Origin of the sequence: Marinobacterium sp. xm-d-530, assembly GCF_013283365.1 — a bacterium.
GTDB lineage: Bacteria > Pseudomonadota > Gammaproteobacteria > Pseudomonadales > Balneatricaceae > Marinobacterium_E.
This window is the reverse complement of record NZ_WBYM01000006.1, coordinates 71937-87282: the sequence shown is the minus strand read 5'-3', so window position 1 is coordinate 87282 and position 15346 is coordinate 71937. Positions and strand designations below refer to the sequence as shown.

Genomic DNA, 15346 nt, shown 5'->3' with positions numbered 1-15346 from the left:
ATTAGACTAGTCTTTACCGTGTATTATTAGCGACCTGTAATATTTAGGTACAAAAGGGATCATGTCTTTACTCGCTTTAGGGATTAACCATAAAACCGCTCCGGTTGAGATCAGGGAGCGTGTCTCTTTTGCGCCCGAATCTTTGGTTGACGCTGTAAAGCAAGCCTGTGAAGAGGCCGCACTTGAAGAGGTGGCTATACTCTCTACCTGTAACCGTACTGAGTTGTACTGCCGTTTAGAGGGTGATGGATCAGATCAGTTGCTCAACTGGTTGGCTAGCTATCACCAGGTCGATAAGTCACAACTCGCCAACTGTATCTATGAGCACTGGGATTTAGGTGCTGCACGTCACATGATGCGTGTCGCATCGGGTTTGGACTCCTTAGTGTTGGGCGAACCTCAAATCCTTGGGCAGTTGAAAGACTCATACTCTGTTTCGCAAGAGGCGGGACGAGCGCATGCAGAGTTAGGTCGACTCTTTAGACAGACTTTTTCTGTGGCCAAACAGGTTCGAACCGAGACCAGTATTGGACAGAACCCAGTCTCTGTTGCCTATGCGTCGGTCAGCTTGGCGCAGCACATTTTTGCCGATTTGGCGGATAGCCGAGCGCTACTGATTGGTGCCGGTGAAACCATCGAGCTGGTGGCTCGACACCTGAAAAATGCTGGAATCAAATCGATTACCATCGCGAACCGAACGCTATCACGTGCTCTGGCATTGGCTGATGAGGTAGATGGTAAAGCGGTTGAGTTTGCCTCTATCCCTGATGAGCTTCCTAACGCGGATATCGTGATTACCTCTACGGCATCGCAGTTGCCTATTTTGGGTAAAGGCAGTGTTGAGCGTGCGCTCAAGGTTCGTCGTCACCGTCCTATGTTTATGGTGGATATTGCCGTTCCTCGTGACATCGAAGCCGAGGTGGGCGATCTTGAGGATGTCTACCTCTACACCGTTGATGACCTGACGGAGGTGATCGAAGAGAATCAGCGCTCACGACAGGAGGCCGCACAAGAGGCTGAGGCGATCATTGAGCAGGGTGCAGAACTTTTCATGCGTCAATTGCGTGAGTTGGATGCCGTCGATACATTGACTGCTCTTCGACAGCAGCAGATGAGCATAGCCGATGAAGAGCTAGAGAAGGCGCTATCGCAACTGCAAAATGGTAAGTCACCTGAAGAGGTGCTAAAGCGTTTAGCGAATGGTTTAACCAACAAGTTTTTACACGAGCCTAGTGTGCAGTTGCGCAAAGCGTCTGCCGAGGGTCGTGACGATCTGCAGCGATCGGTTCAAGAGCTGTTTCAACTCAATCCGCAATCGAAAGATTAGCGTCGGAAATTAAAGATGAAAGAATCCATACGTCAGCGACTGGAGTCGTTGGTTGATCGTTTTGAAGAGCTGTCGGCTCTGCTGAGCGATCCGAGTGTTATTAGCAATCAAGATCAGTTCCGTGATTACTCACGTGAATATTCGGACCTAGAGCCGATCGTCGCCACCTTTAACCAGTGGAATCAGGCGAAAGAGGATCAAGAGACCGCGCTTCTGATGATGGAAGAGGACGACGCTGATCTAAAAGAGATGGCGCAAGAGGAGTTCAAAGAGGCTAAAGCCCTAGAAGAGCAACTTGATGCTGATCTGCAAATTTTGATGCTGCCGAAAGACCCTAATGATGGTCGTAACGTCTTTCTTGAAATTCGAGCGGGAACCGGTGGTGATGAGGCGGCTATTTTTGCCGGTGATCTGTTTCGAATGTACTCACGCTATGCCGAGAAGATCGGTTGGCGGGTAGAGGTCATCAGTGCGAATGAAGGTGAGCACGGCGGTTACAAAGAGATCATAACTCGTGTTATCGGCGATGCCGTTTACTCTCGACTGAAGTTCGAATCGGGTGCGCACCGTGTACAACGTGTGCCTGAAACCGAATCCCAGGGACGCATTCATACTTCGGCCTGTACCGTTGCGGTAATGCCTGAGATGGATGAGTCGGCCGAAATCGATATCAATAAAGCGGACCTGCGAGTTGATACCTTCCGTGCATCCGGTGCCGGTGGTCAGCACGTCAACAAAACAGACTCCGCAATTCGTATTACGCACATCCCAACAGGTGTAGTGGTTGAGTGTCAGGAGGAGCGTTCGCAGCACAAAAACCGTGCTAAAGCGATGGCGCTGCTCGCCTCACGTCTGCAGCAGGCAGAGATCGATAAGGTGCAAGCGGAACAGGCCAGCGCCCGTAAAAGCTTGGTTGGATCGGGCGATCGTTCAGAACGTATTCGTACCTACAACTACCCTCAGGGACGTCTGACCGATCACCGTATCAACCTGACCCTCTACAAGCTAAATGAGGTGATGCAGGGTGATATGGATGAGGTTCTCAATACGCTAATGCAGGAGTATCAGGCAGAGCAGCTAACGGCGCTGTCTGACGATTAATTGATGCGCATCGACGAGGCCCTAGCGAAATCGGCAGAGCTGAAATCAGACTCTGCTCGCGTCGATGTAGAACATCTACTCTGCTTTGTCCTTCAAAAAGACCCCAGTTATCTTAGAACTTGGCCGGAAAAAGAGCTGACAGCAGAGCAGCTTAGCCAGTTTGATTCACTCCTAGTTAAACGGTCACAGGGCACTCCTGTCGCTCACTTAACGGGACGTCGTGGCTTCTGGTCGTTTGATCTAGAGGTCAATCAACACACGTTAATTCCTCGTCCTGATACCGAAACCTTGGTTGAGTGGGCCCTTGAGTTGCCTCTCAATTCGAAAGCATCTGCAGTCGACCTAGGTACAGGAACGGGTGCTATCGCCATCGCGTTGGCGCTGGAAAACCCTGCATGGCAAGTGAGTGCTGTGGAGTTCGTTGCAGAGGCCGCTGAGTTGGCAAGACGAAACGCAGTTCGTTTAGGCGCCTCTAATTTAACGGTGCTATCCGGTTCTTGGTTTGAACCTTTGGCCGGTCAGTACGATTTAATCGTTTCAAATCCACCCTATATTGATCCTAAAGATACTCATTTAGAGCAGGGTGATGTCCGCTTTGAACCCCTAACGGCATTGACTGCCGAGGATGAAGGGCTAGCCGATCTCTTCTATATTATTGAGATAGCTCCAGCCTATTTGAAGGGTGATGGCTGGTTGCTACTAGAGCATGGCTATGATCAAGCGGAGCAGGTGGCCAATAAACTTAAACAGGTTGGATTTGAACAGGTTGAAACACGGCAAGATTATGGGGGTAATCCCAGAATTACCGGTGGTTGTTGGAGAGTCTGATGTTAAATGATGAACAGTTATTGCAATACAGCCGACACCTTCTGTTGCCGGAAGTCGACGCGGCCGGTCAAGAGGCTTGGTTAAACGCCAAAGTGTTGATCGTTGGCTTGGGTGGATTAGGCAGCCCAGTTGCACTCTATTTGGCTTCGGCAGGTGTGGGTGAGTTGGTACTGGCTGATGATGATCGAGTCGAGCTAAGCAACCTTCAGCGTCAGGTGATCCATACGCATCAACGATTGGGTGAGTTTAAAGTAGAGTCGGCCCAAGCGCAGATTGCTGAGATCAATCCCAATACCCAGGCCAGCGTGATCACTGATCGATTAGATGGTGAGTTGTTGCAACGCACCGTCAGCAGTGTGGATCTGGTCGTTGATTGTACCGATAACTTCCAAACCCGCCATGCACTGAATCGAGCCTGTTTTGAGGCCGGTAAGCCGCTGGTCTCAGGTGCTGCGATTCGTTTTGAAGGGCAGGTCAGTGTTTATGATCCTCGCCACCCTGAAACACCTTGCTATCAGTGCCTCTATCCTGCGGATGCCAATGTTGATCAAAACTGTTCAACCTCTGGCGTGTTTGCGCCTCTTGTTGGTATGGTCGGTACGATTCAAGCAGCGGAAGCACTCAAAGTGTTGGCTAGCATCGGCGAGGTTTTAGAAGGGCGGTTGCTGCTTATTGATGCCAAGACGATGCAATTTCAAACGTTGAAGTTATCTAAGCGAGCAACTTGTGAGGTCTGTGGTTAAATCTTAGTGGGATTTAAAGCCAACTGTCTCTCAATGTTTTGTCAGCTACAATGCGGCTGGCGTAGCTTTGAAAGGTTTCAGAGGCTTCTGTTAACTGTTGCTCGTTCAGTCTGACACCGGACTCAATCAAAAACTTCATCAGCTCTCTATCTTCATTTTTAATTGCGAACACAATCGCTTCAGTCGCACCGTTGAGGTCACAGCCATGTTGTGACACTAGGCTGAGCAGGGCCATTCGATCACTCTCCCTATTGTTTACAATAAACCTACTCAGCTGATTGATTTGCTGGTTGGAGATGCGATTTAACCCCTCTCTTAGTAACACTCTTAGGGTCTTGATCGGCTGTTCAGTGGTGCAGGCTAATAGCCCGTAATTGAGCAATTTTTCAGTATCAGAGATCTGCAGCTTCTGCAGAAGTGACTCTAGATAGTCAGGTGCGGACTCGTGAATCGCCGCTTCAATGAGCTGTGTGGATGCAGCTGATAGATCAGCAGGGTCGACTCTGTTTAGGATCTCCCTAAAGCCTTTGAGATCCTCTTTGAGAAGAGCCTTTTTGAGTTTATCGATGTTTGATTTAAACAACTTACTCAGCATTGATGCCAAACATCCAAGAGTCCATGGCGATAGCGCTGTGTCGGACTTCGTCGTTCATATGTTTCAGATTGACCCACTCATCACCGGCCGCACCCAGTGCAAAGTAGAGCGGGATAAGGTGTTCATCAGTGGGGTGGGCGGCTTGTGCATAAGGGGCCACTGAACGGTAGTTCAGTAGAGTGGCCAGTTCACGTTTTTCCAGTCGAGTTTTTAGCCAGTCGGTAAACATGCTTACGTACTCAGGCTGCCCAGGTTGGCGAACATCTCTTAGATTGTGGGTTGTGCTGCCGGATCCAATGACGAGCACTCCCTCTTGTCTTAAGGAACGCAGTGCATACCCCATCTTGTAGAGTGATTCAGGCGTGCTCGTTCTTGGCATCGAGAGTGCTACAACCGGAACATCTGCGTCTTGATAGAGATGTCTAAGCGGGGCCCAGACTCCGTGATCTAAGCCGCGTTGTGCATCCAACTCCACTTCATAACCGGCAAAGGTGAGTAGTGACTGGGCATAAATCGCCAACTCTAAATCCCCTTTGGCAGGGTATTGAATGGCAAACAGCTCATCAGGGAAACCGTAAAAGTCATGAATGGTTTCAGGCTGGAGTGATGAGGTCAGTTTAATCCCGCCAGTAAACCAGTGTGGCGACATGATGAGTATCGCTTTGGGTTGCGGGTATTTTGCTAGCTCATCAAGGCGCTGTTGTTCAGATTCCCCGAACACTAATGCATCAAGCGGTGAGCCGTGGCTCAAATAGAAAGAGGGTAGTGCTTGTTTCATCAGTCGTTTGGATCCAGTCCCGTTGTCTTACGGCGCATCATTGGTGCATTGCCATCGCCTAATGCAGCAGCTGCTGGTTGACGACGCTTGCCGATATCCTTCTTATCGCGAGCGCGCTGTTTAACCTTAGGCTTATCGCTGCTCTTACGTTTATCAGACTCTTTGCGCTTTTTAGTACCCGCTGCGCGGCCGTTCTTACGAACTTTTTCAGGCCCCTTGTAGTGACCTTTCAGTCCCGCAATGGATCGCATCTCAAACGTCACTTTAAGGTAGCGCTGGATGGTCGCGGATAGGTTCCACTCGTTCGACATGATCAGGTTGATAGCCAAGCCTTTGCGACCCTGTCGACCACTGCGGCCGATACGGTGAACGTACTCATCACCCTTACGCGCCATATCAAAGTTGATGACGAGGTCGACACCTTCAATGTCCAATCCACGTGCTGCAACATCGGTTGCGATTAGGTGGTTGATGCGGCCATCTCTGAATAGCTGCAGAATACGCTTACGCTCGGGCTGCTCCATCTCGCCATGAAGAATGCCAATGCGACGACCTTCACGTTGTAATTTAGTACCAAGCTGCTCTGCAAAGGCACGGGTATTACAGAAGATAATCCCTTTCTCATGCTCTTCGTTATCTAGCAGCCAAAGTAGTATCTTCTCTTTGTGACCAGGGTGATCAGCTAGGATCATCTGCTGTGTGATCGTCTCAACAGCATCTTGTGCAGTCGCAAGCTGCAATCGAACTGGCTCTTTAAGACCAACATTGATGAGGCTTTGCAGTTTGCTGTGGTTGAGCGTTGCAGAGAGCAGAAGCGTCTGACGCTGTGCAGGGCAGGCATCAATAATAAAGCTCATCTCATCTTTAAAGCCCATGTCGAGCATGCGATCGGCTTCATCAAGAACAAGGTACTCAAGATCATCAAAATCGAGGGTGTTGCGCTCAAGGTGCTCTTTCAAACGACCTGGTGTGCCTACTAAAATTTCTGGGTTTTTACGTAGACGAGCGACCTGGTTTGACCAGTTTTCACCGCCACACACGCTCTGAACCTGAATTTGTGTAAATGCCGCTAGCTCTGCACACATGTTTTCGACCTGTTCAGCCAGCTCTCGTGTAGGGGTCAGAATCAGTCCGCGTGTGCCCGAGCGAGGTTTAGGCGTGTCGAGCAGCTTTTGTAGCAGTGGCACAACAAAAGCGAGTGTTTTACCGCTGCCTGTTTCTGCACCAACCAGAAGGTCTTTACCTTCTAACGCGACAGGGATGCTCTCCTGTTGCACTGGGGTGGGTTGAGTAATGCCCATTTGGTCGATCGCTTTTAAGATACGATCACTGATATCGAGTTCGCTAAACACGCAAAGTTCCTACATAAATGAATGGCGCGATTCTATCAGATTAGGCAACAGGGCTCTCTATTTATTGTTGCTATAGGTTTTAAATATGAAGTGATTAGTTTTAATTAATTTTATTAAAATATCTATTTCTCATATTCTAAATCTATCGAAACGAACGAGCTTTACATAAAAGGAGTCAAGCCATGATGAATCGAGAAGGACAAACAGTCCCACAGGTTACATTTCCAATTCGTGAAAGTAACGAGTGGGCTAAAGTCACTACAGATGATCTTTTTAAGGGTAAAACGGTCATTGTGTTTGCATTACCCGGAGCATTTACACCGACCTGTTCAAGCACCCATTTGCCTCGCTATAACGAATTGGCTCCTGTCTTCGCCAAAGAGGGTGTGGATAGCATCATCTGCCTATCAGTGAATGATCCATTTGTGATGGATGCCTGGGCTGGTGATCAGGGTGCAGAGAATATCTACATGCTTCCTGATGGTAATGGCGAGTTTACCGACGGCATGGGTATGTTGGTTGATAAAGCGGATCTTGGCTTTGGTAAGCGCAGCTGGCGCTACTCGATGCTGGTTAAAGATGGCGTCATTGAGAAGATGTTCATCGAACCGGATGTGCCAGGTGACCCACTCCAAGTGTCCGATGCCGACACAATGTTGAACTACATCAACGCCAATGCGGAGCAGCCTAAACGCGTCACTGTGTTTACCAAACCAGGATGCCCGCACTGTACGCGTGCTAAGAAAGCATTGAGTGAGGCTGGTTTCAGCTACGAAGAGATCAACCTAGGTGCGAAAGGACTAAGTTACTCGACACTAGCCGCTGTAACTGGTCAGGGAACAACACCGCAGGTATTCATTGATGGTCAGCGAGTCGGTGGAGCTGACGATCTAGAGGCTTGGTTGGCTAATCGTTAACTGTCTTACTCTTTGCTAGCCACTCAGCTCATCAGAGCTGAGTGGCTGTTTTTTATGAGGAGAGTCCCAACTCCAACTCAGCCCCTTCAACCTGTTGCTCGATAGAGAGTGCGTTGTTGTAGAAAACTCTTAAGAATCGATCATGCTGCGTTTTTTCTACGATGCATGCCTGTTTAGCAGCTACAGCAGGGTTTGTGGTTTTGGAGATAAAGTGAATATCTCCAAAGGCGTAAGGCAGTGCGGTTCCACAGGCTGCAACTGCATCATTGAATATAGATATGCTGGTTTCAGAGCCCGGAGTGCTATTAATCGGGGCAATAATCAACATGACGCTTCGGTCTGTTAATACCCCAAAATGAATCACCTTTGCGCGGGCTTCGATTTGTCTGTTGCCGAGTTGTCCTTTAACGATCTGTTCTCTGCCATCCGCCATCAAAAGTCGCATCGGTTTGGATTTTAGATTGGGAGCAGCTATGAATTGCTTTTGATCTGTAACCCATGTGAACCAGCCATCTTTCTCGGCATAAAATTTAGAGGCTAGTTGAACATCCTCGGCCATTTCTAAATTGCGTTTGCGATTTCGCTCTTTTTCAGCCTCTCGTTTCGCTAACTGCTGTTGTGCAATGCTCAGCTTAGGTTTTAAAAACTCGGCATCGACTGGGTATCGGTGCATTCCCTCTTGATAGGTTTGTGACTCAATGTTAATTCGTTCAACAGAACCGGTTCCATTGGGTTTTTGTGGTGCTGACTGACACCCTGCCAGCATAGCGGTAACGACCGCCAGATAAGCTAGCTTCATAGATATATCCTGTCAGTAACTCGTTTTAGGTTTGGCTCAAAAAATACGCGTTCCGCGATTTCGTCGTGCTCAAGGCCAAGTGTGTGCTCTAGTGCAGCTGCACACAGACTTCGTGAATCCAAAGTAGCCATCAGGTCGCGTCGCTCAAATAGGTCACTCTTTGCCAATCCGGGCCAGTCAGCCAATACCGCACCACCATTAACAGCGCCACCCCCAATAAACATACAGGTGCCGTAGCCATGGTCAGAGCCGCTGCTGCCATTCACTTTGACGGTTCGGCCAAACTCGGTGAGAGTAATAAATGTCGTGTTATCCCAAGCCTCACCGAGTGAATCTTTTAATGAACTGATGCATAGATCTAGCTCAGTTAGCTTAGATCCTAAACGAGATCCTTGTCCTGCATGAGTGTCATACCCCCCTAGTCGAATCATTGCGGCGATGGGGCCATCCTTTTGTGATAGTGCTTTGCCGGCTTCTCGCGCTAATGCATTCGGACTTCGATCATTGGATTGGTAAGTGTTTTTAGTCACCCTAGCAATCAGTTTTTCATTGGTGGTTTGCCACTGCTCTGATAGACCTGAGTGAATTCTTTTTAAGAGATCGGAAGAGGGGTTGTAGGCACCCTTTACATGAGCCGGATAGTAGTTGTCGATGCTAGTCGTTCCTCTGAGTAGAAGAGGGGTGTCCAAGCTCATCGCCCGTCCACCGTAGTTGACTAAATCTAAGCCTCGACCTATCCAGCCAGTACTCTCTGTAAAAGGAGCTTTGCCAGCGCCCTGTATGAAGTTTTGTCCCTCAAAATGGGAACGTTTGGTGTAAGGGAAATTGGTTGCATGGACTCCAAGTATGTCCTGACTCAGCATCAGTTTGTGCGTGTTTCGAAGCGATGGGTCCAATGCCCAGTGACTATTGAGATCTAGAAGTGAGGTAGGTAACAACGATTCCCTGTGGCTCTCCAGTGCACCTTCCGCTTTGGGTATCAATGCACTTAGGCCATCTAGACCACCCTCTAAGAAGAAGACAACTAAGCGTCGATTTGGGTTGTTGGAGCGTGCCCAGGTTGGAACAGACGCAAGTGCTAATGAACCGCCTGATAATTTCAAAAAGTCTCTACGTTTCAAATTACACCTCCATCATCCAGCGGTTCACAGTTAATGCAATGAATTGCTCATGCCCCTGACCAAATTCCATCACCTTTGATTGGTAGCTCAGAGGAACCTGTAGGTGATCCATAATCTCTTCAGGTTTGGCGGTAACAAAAGCTCTGTTCCAGACGGATTGAGCAAATCGCACACGCCTATCAAGGTGCTCTAGGCTTATCCACTCTCTAGATTTGAGAGGGAAGCCATTGGGCTGACGCTCTTCCCAAAAACTGTTGCCGAGCTCCCGCATCGGCTTAACCACCTCACGCCCCATCTGCCAAGAGGTAATGTCTTGGTGACTATCAAAATAGTGTGCATCAGCGGCTCTTACTATGTTGAATAGCCAATGGCTTGGCCACAGGACTTTGTTTTCTCCCTCACTCCAGGCGAGCTCTAAAAGTGTTGTATGAACTGCGAGTAAGTTGCCATTGGAGTTTTTCCAGCTACTTTCTAGGGCTTGTGTGACCTTTTTACTGGGATTGTCACTGATGAAGTGCAGTGCAAGTTTGTGGCATATGTATTCTCGCGTTTTATCCAGTGCGGCAAGGTCATTGGTAAACTCTTTAAGTGCAGAGCTGCCACGACCATATTTTTTACCCATTACCACTTTGGTACCGGTATCGGCACGCTTTCGAATGTACGGGTAATCTGCACTTTTCCAATCTTGATAGGCCCAGCGTGGATTAAAAGCATAGTCTCCCCATCCGGCCAGTATTCTTGCTGCGTTGTGAATGTCCTCTTCGGTGTAACCCTGAGCAGGAGAGCAGCTATGAAGCTCCATGATCTCACGAGCTAAATTGTCATTGAGTCCGACCTGTTTGCCCTTCTGCCTTCGATGACGTCCCTGCTCAGAATTGGGTGAAACGTTATCGACATTGTCGAGATAGCGTAGCATCGAGTAGTGCGTGGTTGCTTCGTAGAGTAGATCAGCAAAGCTACCGTTCAAATTTTTTAGAATACGATGCTCGTAAAAATCACCGGCTGTGTAAAAAGAGTCGTACGAGCCAATGGTGAAATGGTTGAACCAGAAGTGCCCAAGACGCTGTCTAACGGGGTCTTCACCGTATGCTCCATAGTGGTTAAATTTAGCTGCATCAAACCACCTTAGGTCATACTTGAATTGAGCCTCATCCAACTTTTGCCTTAAAAGTCGCTCCTCATTTGCATGCTGTTTTCGAAGTGACTCCCTTGCTTCGTCCCAACGCCATACATTGATTAAGCGCTCTTTTAATCCTGGATCTAAATGAGCAGGCCACTCTTCATAGACTGGATCTGTACTCCGATTAGCAGCCGGCGATTTAAGTGGTTTGTTATAACTCAGTTGATCAATTGCCCAATTAACGGGGTCGTTGGGAATTGAGTTGCCGAGGCGAGGGATAAGCCCGACCCGCATTGTGTAGTTTAGTTCTGGTGACTTGGCAGACATAGTCGATCGCTCTTTTAATGAAACTTTAGATTAGTACATTTTCTGAGAAATAAAAGTCGAAAAAAACTATTACTCACTCTAGCCTAATAGACGGGTCAGACGACTGATGGTTACAATGCTTGTTCAGTCTAGATAGGTGAGTTATGCAGCGAACAGTTGTGATTACAGGTGGTGCTTCGGGGATAGGTTTGGCGATTGCTGAGCGCTTTGCTGAGCTGGGCGATAGGGTCTTTAACCTCGACATCAGTGAAGGCTCCGTTGGCGAGACGTTGATCTGTGATGTGACGGATCATCAAGCGGTAACAAACGCGGTTGATCAGATTGCCGATCAATACGGCATCGATGTGGTCGTATCGAATGCGGGGCGTCATCTATCAGCTAATATTGAACAGACGAGCGAAGCGGATTTCGTTGCGATGTTTGATCTGAACGTGAAGGGCGCCTTCTCCCTGGTGCAGGCTTCTGTTCCGCACATGAAGGAGCAGGGCGGTTCGATCATTTTTATCGGTTCAGATCAATCGTCAGTGGCTAAGTCGAACTCTTGTGCTTACAACATGACTAAGCACGCTCTGGCTTCACTCGCCAAAACCACTGCAATCGATTACGCCCAGTTTAATATCCGCTCCAATATTGTCTGCCCAGGTACGATAGAGACGCCGCTCTACACTAAAGCGGTCGAGGCCTATTGTGCTCGCTCGGGTTCAGATCTCAATGAGGTGCATCAGGCAGAGGCCAATGAGCAGCCTATCGGGCGCATTGGACAACCTAATGAGGTGGCCGCGATGGTGGCTTACTTGGCCAGTGATGAGGCGGGTTTTGTCACCGGTGCCATGCTGCCGATTGATGGTGGATACACTGCACGCTAATGATCAATATTACTGATCCGCACCTGCATCTGTTTAATCTTTCACAGGGTGAGTATGGTTGGCTTCAGCCTAATCAAGGGCCTAATTGGCCTGATAAATCAGCCTTGCTTCGTAATTTTACTGAGTCAGATATACGTCTATCTGAACCAATGCGCTTGGCGGGTTATACACACATTGAAGCGGGTTTTAGTAATGATCAATCCTGGCTTGAGATCGATTGGATTGAATCACAGGCCAGCCTCCCTGTTCGAACGATAGGCTGTGTAGATCTTTGTCGTTCACAGTCTGAGTTCAGAAACGCTATTTCAGAGCTAACCGAGCGCTCATCCATGGTGGGGGTGCGTCATATCTTTGATGATCAGTTAGATTTGATCATTAGCCACCCTAACACCCTGTCTAATCTTAAAATCCTAGAGTCGGCCGGACTGCTCTTTGAGCTGCAATTTGATGCTACGGATGAAGTGGCTGTCGATAAGGTCGTAGTGCTTTTCAAACAGCTACCTAATCTGACGGTGGTTTTGAATCACCAAGGCTTTGGTTCAGCCGCGTTCTCTAGCGAGCAAAAGCACCATTGGCTAACCGGTTTAACGAAGCTTGCTGAGCTGCCAAACCTGTACGTTAAGTGTTCAGGGTTCGAGATGTTGGATAGAGCATTTACTGCACAGACACTTCAACAGACGCTTGAGCAGCTTGTGACTCTTTTTGGTCAGAGTAGGGTGATGGTGGCGTCTAATTTCCCGCTGATAACCCTCTCTATGAGCTATGAGGCCTATTGGTTGTTGGTTGTTGAATCTGTGCGTAAATCGGGATTGGATTTAGAGCGGTTGGTAGATCTCAACGCGCGTGAGATCTACCGTTTCTAGCTTCTTCCGGGATTATTTAACCTTCACGTTGGGTGAGCGGTAGACAATCTCATCATTTAGCTCAATACCGATGCCTGGAAGATCCGGTACGCTGAACTTGCCGTTCACTGGCTGATAATCCTGAATACAGAGTTCGCGGTTCCAAGACTTGATGGCATAGGTATGGTGCTCATGTATTAGGAAGTTAGGTATCGCTGCTTCCAGTTGCAGTGACGCGGCGGTTGCTACGGGTCCACCACACACGTGGGCTTGAATGCGAATGTCGTAGACATCGGCGTAGTCACACACCTTCTTAGCTTCAGTGAAGCCGCCACAAAGGCCGACGTCAGGTTGAAGCACGTCGATCGATTGATCTTCAAAGTACTGACGAACATCCCAGCGGTGATATAGCCGTTCACCCCCTGCGATGGGCACGTTAACACCCTCGGATACTTTTTTGTGCACTTTAGAGTTGAGGTAGTTCACAGGCTCTTCGTACATCATGCAGCCCACCTCTTCGATCACTTTACCCATTTGGATGGCCGATGCGGCACCCATTAAAGAGTGTGATTCGAAGATAATGTCGACTTCGTCACCGACTTCGTTACGAATGGCACGCAGTCGATCCCCAAACAACTTCATCTGCGCAGGTGTAAAGAGCTTGGTGCGGTCAAAGCTTGAATCACCGTTAGCATCGTAGACGATCGGATCGACTTTAACGGCATCGTAGCCTTCTGCCATCGCCTTTGAGGCTGCACGGGCGTAATCAGCAGGCGTTAGCATCTTGGTGCAATCTTTATCCCAGTCGAACTGCAGTTGGCTGGCATAGGTGCGCAGGTTGTCATTGGTCTTGCCACCTAACATTTGGTAGACAGGGAGTCCGAGTGCTTTACCTTTGATATCCCACAGTGCTGTGTCGATGGCACTCATCGCCGAATATAGAACAGGGCCTCCACCAAGTCCCCAGAAGCTCTCACGTAGCATGCGTGACCATAAAAGCTCTGTCTTAAACGGATCAAAGCCGATCAGAACCGCTTCGGCGATCTCTTTAATCATTGCGGCCGCTGCACTGTGTCCCCAGTCGTAGGCGAGGCCCGCTTCACCGAGGCCGTGAATGCCTTCATCGGTATGAATGCGGACAAAGACAGGGTTCCAGGGTGGACGCTCTGGACAGTGAATATCAAAAATCTCTACTTCGGTGATTTTCATTGCTTAAACTCTAATAATTATTGATCAAATTCTGGGTAAGCTTGTTTAACTTTTCGTAGCATCGCTGGCCAAGCTTTTTGGCCACCCGTTGTTCCAGTGTGTACGACATTGGCCTGGGCTTTGATGCCATCGATCACGCTTTGTGGAACAGGAACAATATCAGTCGCGTTATGCTGCATTTTGACCTGCACTTCACAGGCCATAATCAGGTCGTACATGTGCATGAAAGCGTCGCCAATGGTTTTGCCCATTGTCAGTGCACCATGATTTCGCAGCATGAAGAAGTTAGCGTTGCCAAGATCATCCTGTAGACGCTTGATCTCCTCTGGATTAACCGCCAGACCTTCATACTCGTGGTAAGCGATGCTGGCTAACGCAAAGGCTGAGTACTGACTTAATGGCAGTAGTCCCTCTTTGCGAGTCGCAACCGCAATCAGATCAGGGTGATGCAGGTGAAATGAGCACTGGTCTTCGTGGCGTGCGAGGTGCACCGCGCTATGAATGGTAAAACCCGCAGGGTTAATGTCATACGGAAAGTCCGGATCGATTTTATTGCCATCAATGTCGATCTTGACCAGATTGGAAGCGGTTACCTCATCGAATCGTAGGCCGAACGGGTTGATCAGTAGCTCTTCGGTACCGGGGATACGTGCCGAGATGTGGGTATAGATAAGATCATCCCAACCATGCAGTACGACCAGTCGGTAGGCTGCAGCTAAATCGATGCGTGTTTGCCACTCGATATCAGATACTTTGCCCCGAAGATTGACCTTAGGAATGTTGTACATAGCGTTACTCAATGTAGAAATTGTTAGTCGAATCCTATCACAGGGCGGTCGCTGCAAGTACTGACATTCATCACAATTCGCTAAGGCGTTTGTTGGAAGATTTCCGATTTATGTCGCTTGTCTGATCAATCCTTGAACAAACTGATCATTGGGTGATCAAAAAAGAACTTTTTTTCACTTTTTTGTGAATTTTTTGTGGCTAATGGTTGACAGAAAAACTGAGGACGGTAACATCTGCGCCCATCCTAACGGAGGGATGGCTGAGTGGTCGAAAGCACCGGTCTTGAAAACCGACGAGTCGAGAGGCTCCCAGGGTTCGAATCCCTGTCCCTCCGCCATTAGGATGTCCAAGGTTTATTCCTCGATAGCTCAGTTGGTAGAGCAGTAGACTGTTAATCTATTGGTCGCTGGTTCGAGTCCAGCTCGAGGAGCCAAACCGAGATTTGGAGTGGGTCGTTAGCTCAGTTGGTAGAGCAGTTGACTTTTAATCAATTGGTCATAGGTTCGAATCCTATACGACCCACCATTCTCACAAATCTCACATTACCTGTTCAGGGTCGTTAGCTCAGTTGGTAGAGCAGTTGACTTTTAATCAATTGGTCATAGGTTCGAATCCTATACGACCCACCATTT

Annotated in this window: 15 protein-coding genes and 4 tRNA genes; 11 read left to right on the top strand and 8 right to left on the bottom strand. The window is 48.6% G+C overall.

The window, feature by feature from the left end:
- The first annotated feature begins 61 nt into the window (after positions 1 to 61).
- Genes hemA through XMD530_RS11060 form a run of 4 tightly spaced genes read left to right on the top strand, consistent with a single transcriptional unit; the run spans position 62 to position 3999 of the window.
- On the top strand, positions 62 to 1327 hold the full coding sequence (gene hemA / locus XMD530_RS11075; RefSeq protein ID WP_173480644.1) for a glutamyl-tRNA reductase: 1266 nt from the start codon (positions 62 to 64) through the stop codon (positions 1325 to 1327).
- A gap of 15 nt (positions 1328 to 1342) precedes the next feature.
- Positions 1343 to 2428 (top strand): peptide chain release factor 1, encoded by a 1086-nt coding sequence (prfA, locus tag XMD530_RS11070; RefSeq protein ID WP_173480645.1) that lies wholly within the window; start codon positions 1343 to 1345, stop codon positions 2426 to 2428.
- A gap of 3 nt (positions 2429 to 2431) precedes the next feature.
- Positions 2432 to 3256 carry a peptide chain release factor N(5)-glutamine methyltransferase gene (gene prmC, locus XMD530_RS11065; protein WP_173480646.1) on the top strand — a complete coding sequence of 275 codons (825 nt, stop codon included), beginning with the start codon at positions 2432 to 2434 and terminating at the stop codon, positions 3254 to 3256.
- Positions 3256 to 3999, top strand: coding sequence for a molybdopterin-synthase adenylyltransferase MoeB (locus XMD530_RS11060; RefSeq protein ID WP_173480647.1), 744 nt, complete (start codon positions 3256 to 3258; stop codon positions 3997 to 3999). The genes prmC and XMD530_RS11060 overlap by 1 nt, the downstream gene beginning before the upstream one ends.
- A gap of 13 nt (positions 4000 to 4012) precedes the next feature.
- Here XMD530_RS11060 and XMD530_RS11055 read toward each other — a convergent pair whose 3' ends face one another.
- Genes XMD530_RS11055 through XMD530_RS11045 form a run of 3 tightly spaced genes read right to left on the bottom strand, consistent with a single transcriptional unit; the run spans position 4013 to position 6724 of the window.
- Positions 4013 to 4594 carry a hypothetical protein gene (locus XMD530_RS11055; protein WP_173483586.1) on the bottom strand — a complete coding sequence of 194 codons (582 nt, stop codon included), beginning with the start codon at positions 4592 to 4594 and terminating at the stop codon, positions 4013 to 4015.
- On the bottom strand, positions 4584 to 5372 hold the full coding sequence (locus tag XMD530_RS11050) for a class III extradiol ring-cleavage dioxygenase (protein ID WP_173507144.1): 789 nt from the start codon (positions 5370 to 5372) through the stop codon (positions 4584 to 4586). The genes XMD530_RS11055 and XMD530_RS11050 overlap by 11 nt, the downstream gene beginning before the upstream one ends.
- A complete protein-coding gene (locus XMD530_RS11045) occupies positions 5372 to 6724 on the bottom strand; it encodes a DEAD/DEAH box helicase (RefSeq protein ID WP_371731499.1) in 1353 nt (450 codons plus the stop codon). Before XMD530_RS11045 ends, XMD530_RS11050 begins: the two co-directional genes overlap by 1 nt.
- 182 nt (positions 6725 to 6906) lie before the next feature.
- On the opposite strand from XMD530_RS11045, the gene XMD530_RS11040 reads away from it, so the two are divergent.
- A complete protein-coding gene (locus XMD530_RS11040; RefSeq protein ID WP_173507143.1) occupies positions 6907 to 7641 on the top strand; it encodes a glutathione peroxidase in 735 nt (244 codons plus the stop codon).
- A gap of 52 nt (positions 7642 to 7693) precedes the next feature.
- On the opposite strand, the gene XMD530_RS11035 is transcribed toward XMD530_RS11040, so the two are convergent.
- From XMD530_RS11035 to XMD530_RS11025, 3 genes are read right to left on the bottom strand one after another with little or no spacing between them, the layout of a single operon-like run.
- A complete protein-coding gene (locus tag XMD530_RS11035; RefSeq protein WP_173495055.1) occupies positions 7694 to 8440 on the bottom strand; it encodes a hypothetical protein in 747 nt (248 codons plus the stop codon).
- The gene (locus tag XMD530_RS11030; protein ID WP_173495056.1) at positions 8437 to 9561 is read right to left on the bottom strand and encodes a DUF1501 domain-containing protein; all 1125 of its coding nucleotides are present in this window, start codon (positions 9559 to 9561) and stop codon (positions 8437 to 8439) included. The genes XMD530_RS11035 and XMD530_RS11030 overlap by 4 nt, the downstream gene beginning before the upstream one ends.
- 1 nt (position 9562) lies before the next feature.
- Positions 9563 to 11008 (bottom strand): DUF1800 family protein, encoded by a 1446-nt coding sequence (locus XMD530_RS11025; protein ID WP_173505627.1) that lies wholly within the window; start codon positions 11006 to 11008, stop codon positions 9563 to 9565.
- Positions 11009 to 11151: 143 nt separating this feature from the next.
- On the opposite strand from XMD530_RS11025, the gene XMD530_RS11020 reads away from it, so the two are divergent.
- Both XMD530_RS11020 and XMD530_RS11015 read left to right on the top strand, forming a co-directional pair.
- Positions 11152 to 11874 (top strand): SDR family NAD(P)-dependent oxidoreductase, encoded by a 723-nt coding sequence (locus XMD530_RS11020; protein WP_173495058.1) that lies wholly within the window; start codon positions 11152 to 11154, stop codon positions 11872 to 11874.
- On the top strand, positions 11874 to 12737 hold the full coding sequence (locus XMD530_RS11015; RefSeq protein ID WP_173484575.1) for an amidohydrolase: 864 nt from the start codon (positions 11874 to 11876) through the stop codon (positions 12735 to 12737). Before XMD530_RS11020 ends, XMD530_RS11015 begins: the two co-directional genes overlap by 1 nt.
- Before the next feature lie 12 nt (positions 12738 to 12749).
- On the opposite strand, the gene XMD530_RS11010 is transcribed toward XMD530_RS11015, so the two are convergent.
- Complete coding sequence (locus XMD530_RS11010; RefSeq protein ID WP_173507142.1) at positions 12750 to 13925, bottom strand: mandelate racemase/muconate lactonizing enzyme family protein; 1176 nt, start codon at positions 13923 to 13925, stop codon at positions 12750 to 12752.
- A 17-nt stretch (positions 13926 to 13942) separates the two neighbouring features.
- Positions 13943 to 14713 carry a class II aldolase/adducin family protein gene (locus XMD530_RS11005; RefSeq protein WP_173495059.1) on the bottom strand — a complete coding sequence of 257 codons (771 nt, stop codon included), beginning with the start codon at positions 14711 to 14713 and terminating at the stop codon, positions 13943 to 13945.
- Positions 14714 to 14963: 250 nt separating this feature from the next.
- On the opposite strand from XMD530_RS11005, the gene XMD530_RS11000 reads away from it, so the two are divergent.
- The 4 genes from XMD530_RS11000 to XMD530_RS10985 all read left to right on the top strand — a co-directional run bounded on the left by XMD530_RS11000 (position 14964) and on the right by XMD530_RS10985 (position 15343).
- Positions 14964 to 15051 (top strand) — tRNA-Ser (locus XMD530_RS11000).
- A gap of 20 nt (positions 15052 to 15071) precedes the next feature.
- A tRNA-Asn gene (locus tag XMD530_RS10995) sits at positions 15072 to 15147 on the top strand.
- 16 nt (positions 15148 to 15163) lie between these two features.
- Positions 15164 to 15239: transfer RNA gene (locus tag XMD530_RS10990), tRNA-Lys, on the top strand.
- A 28-nt stretch (positions 15240 to 15267) separates the two neighbouring features.
- Positions 15268 to 15343 (top strand) — tRNA-Lys (locus tag XMD530_RS10985).
- The last annotated feature ends 3 nt before the right edge of the window (positions 15344 to 15346 follow it).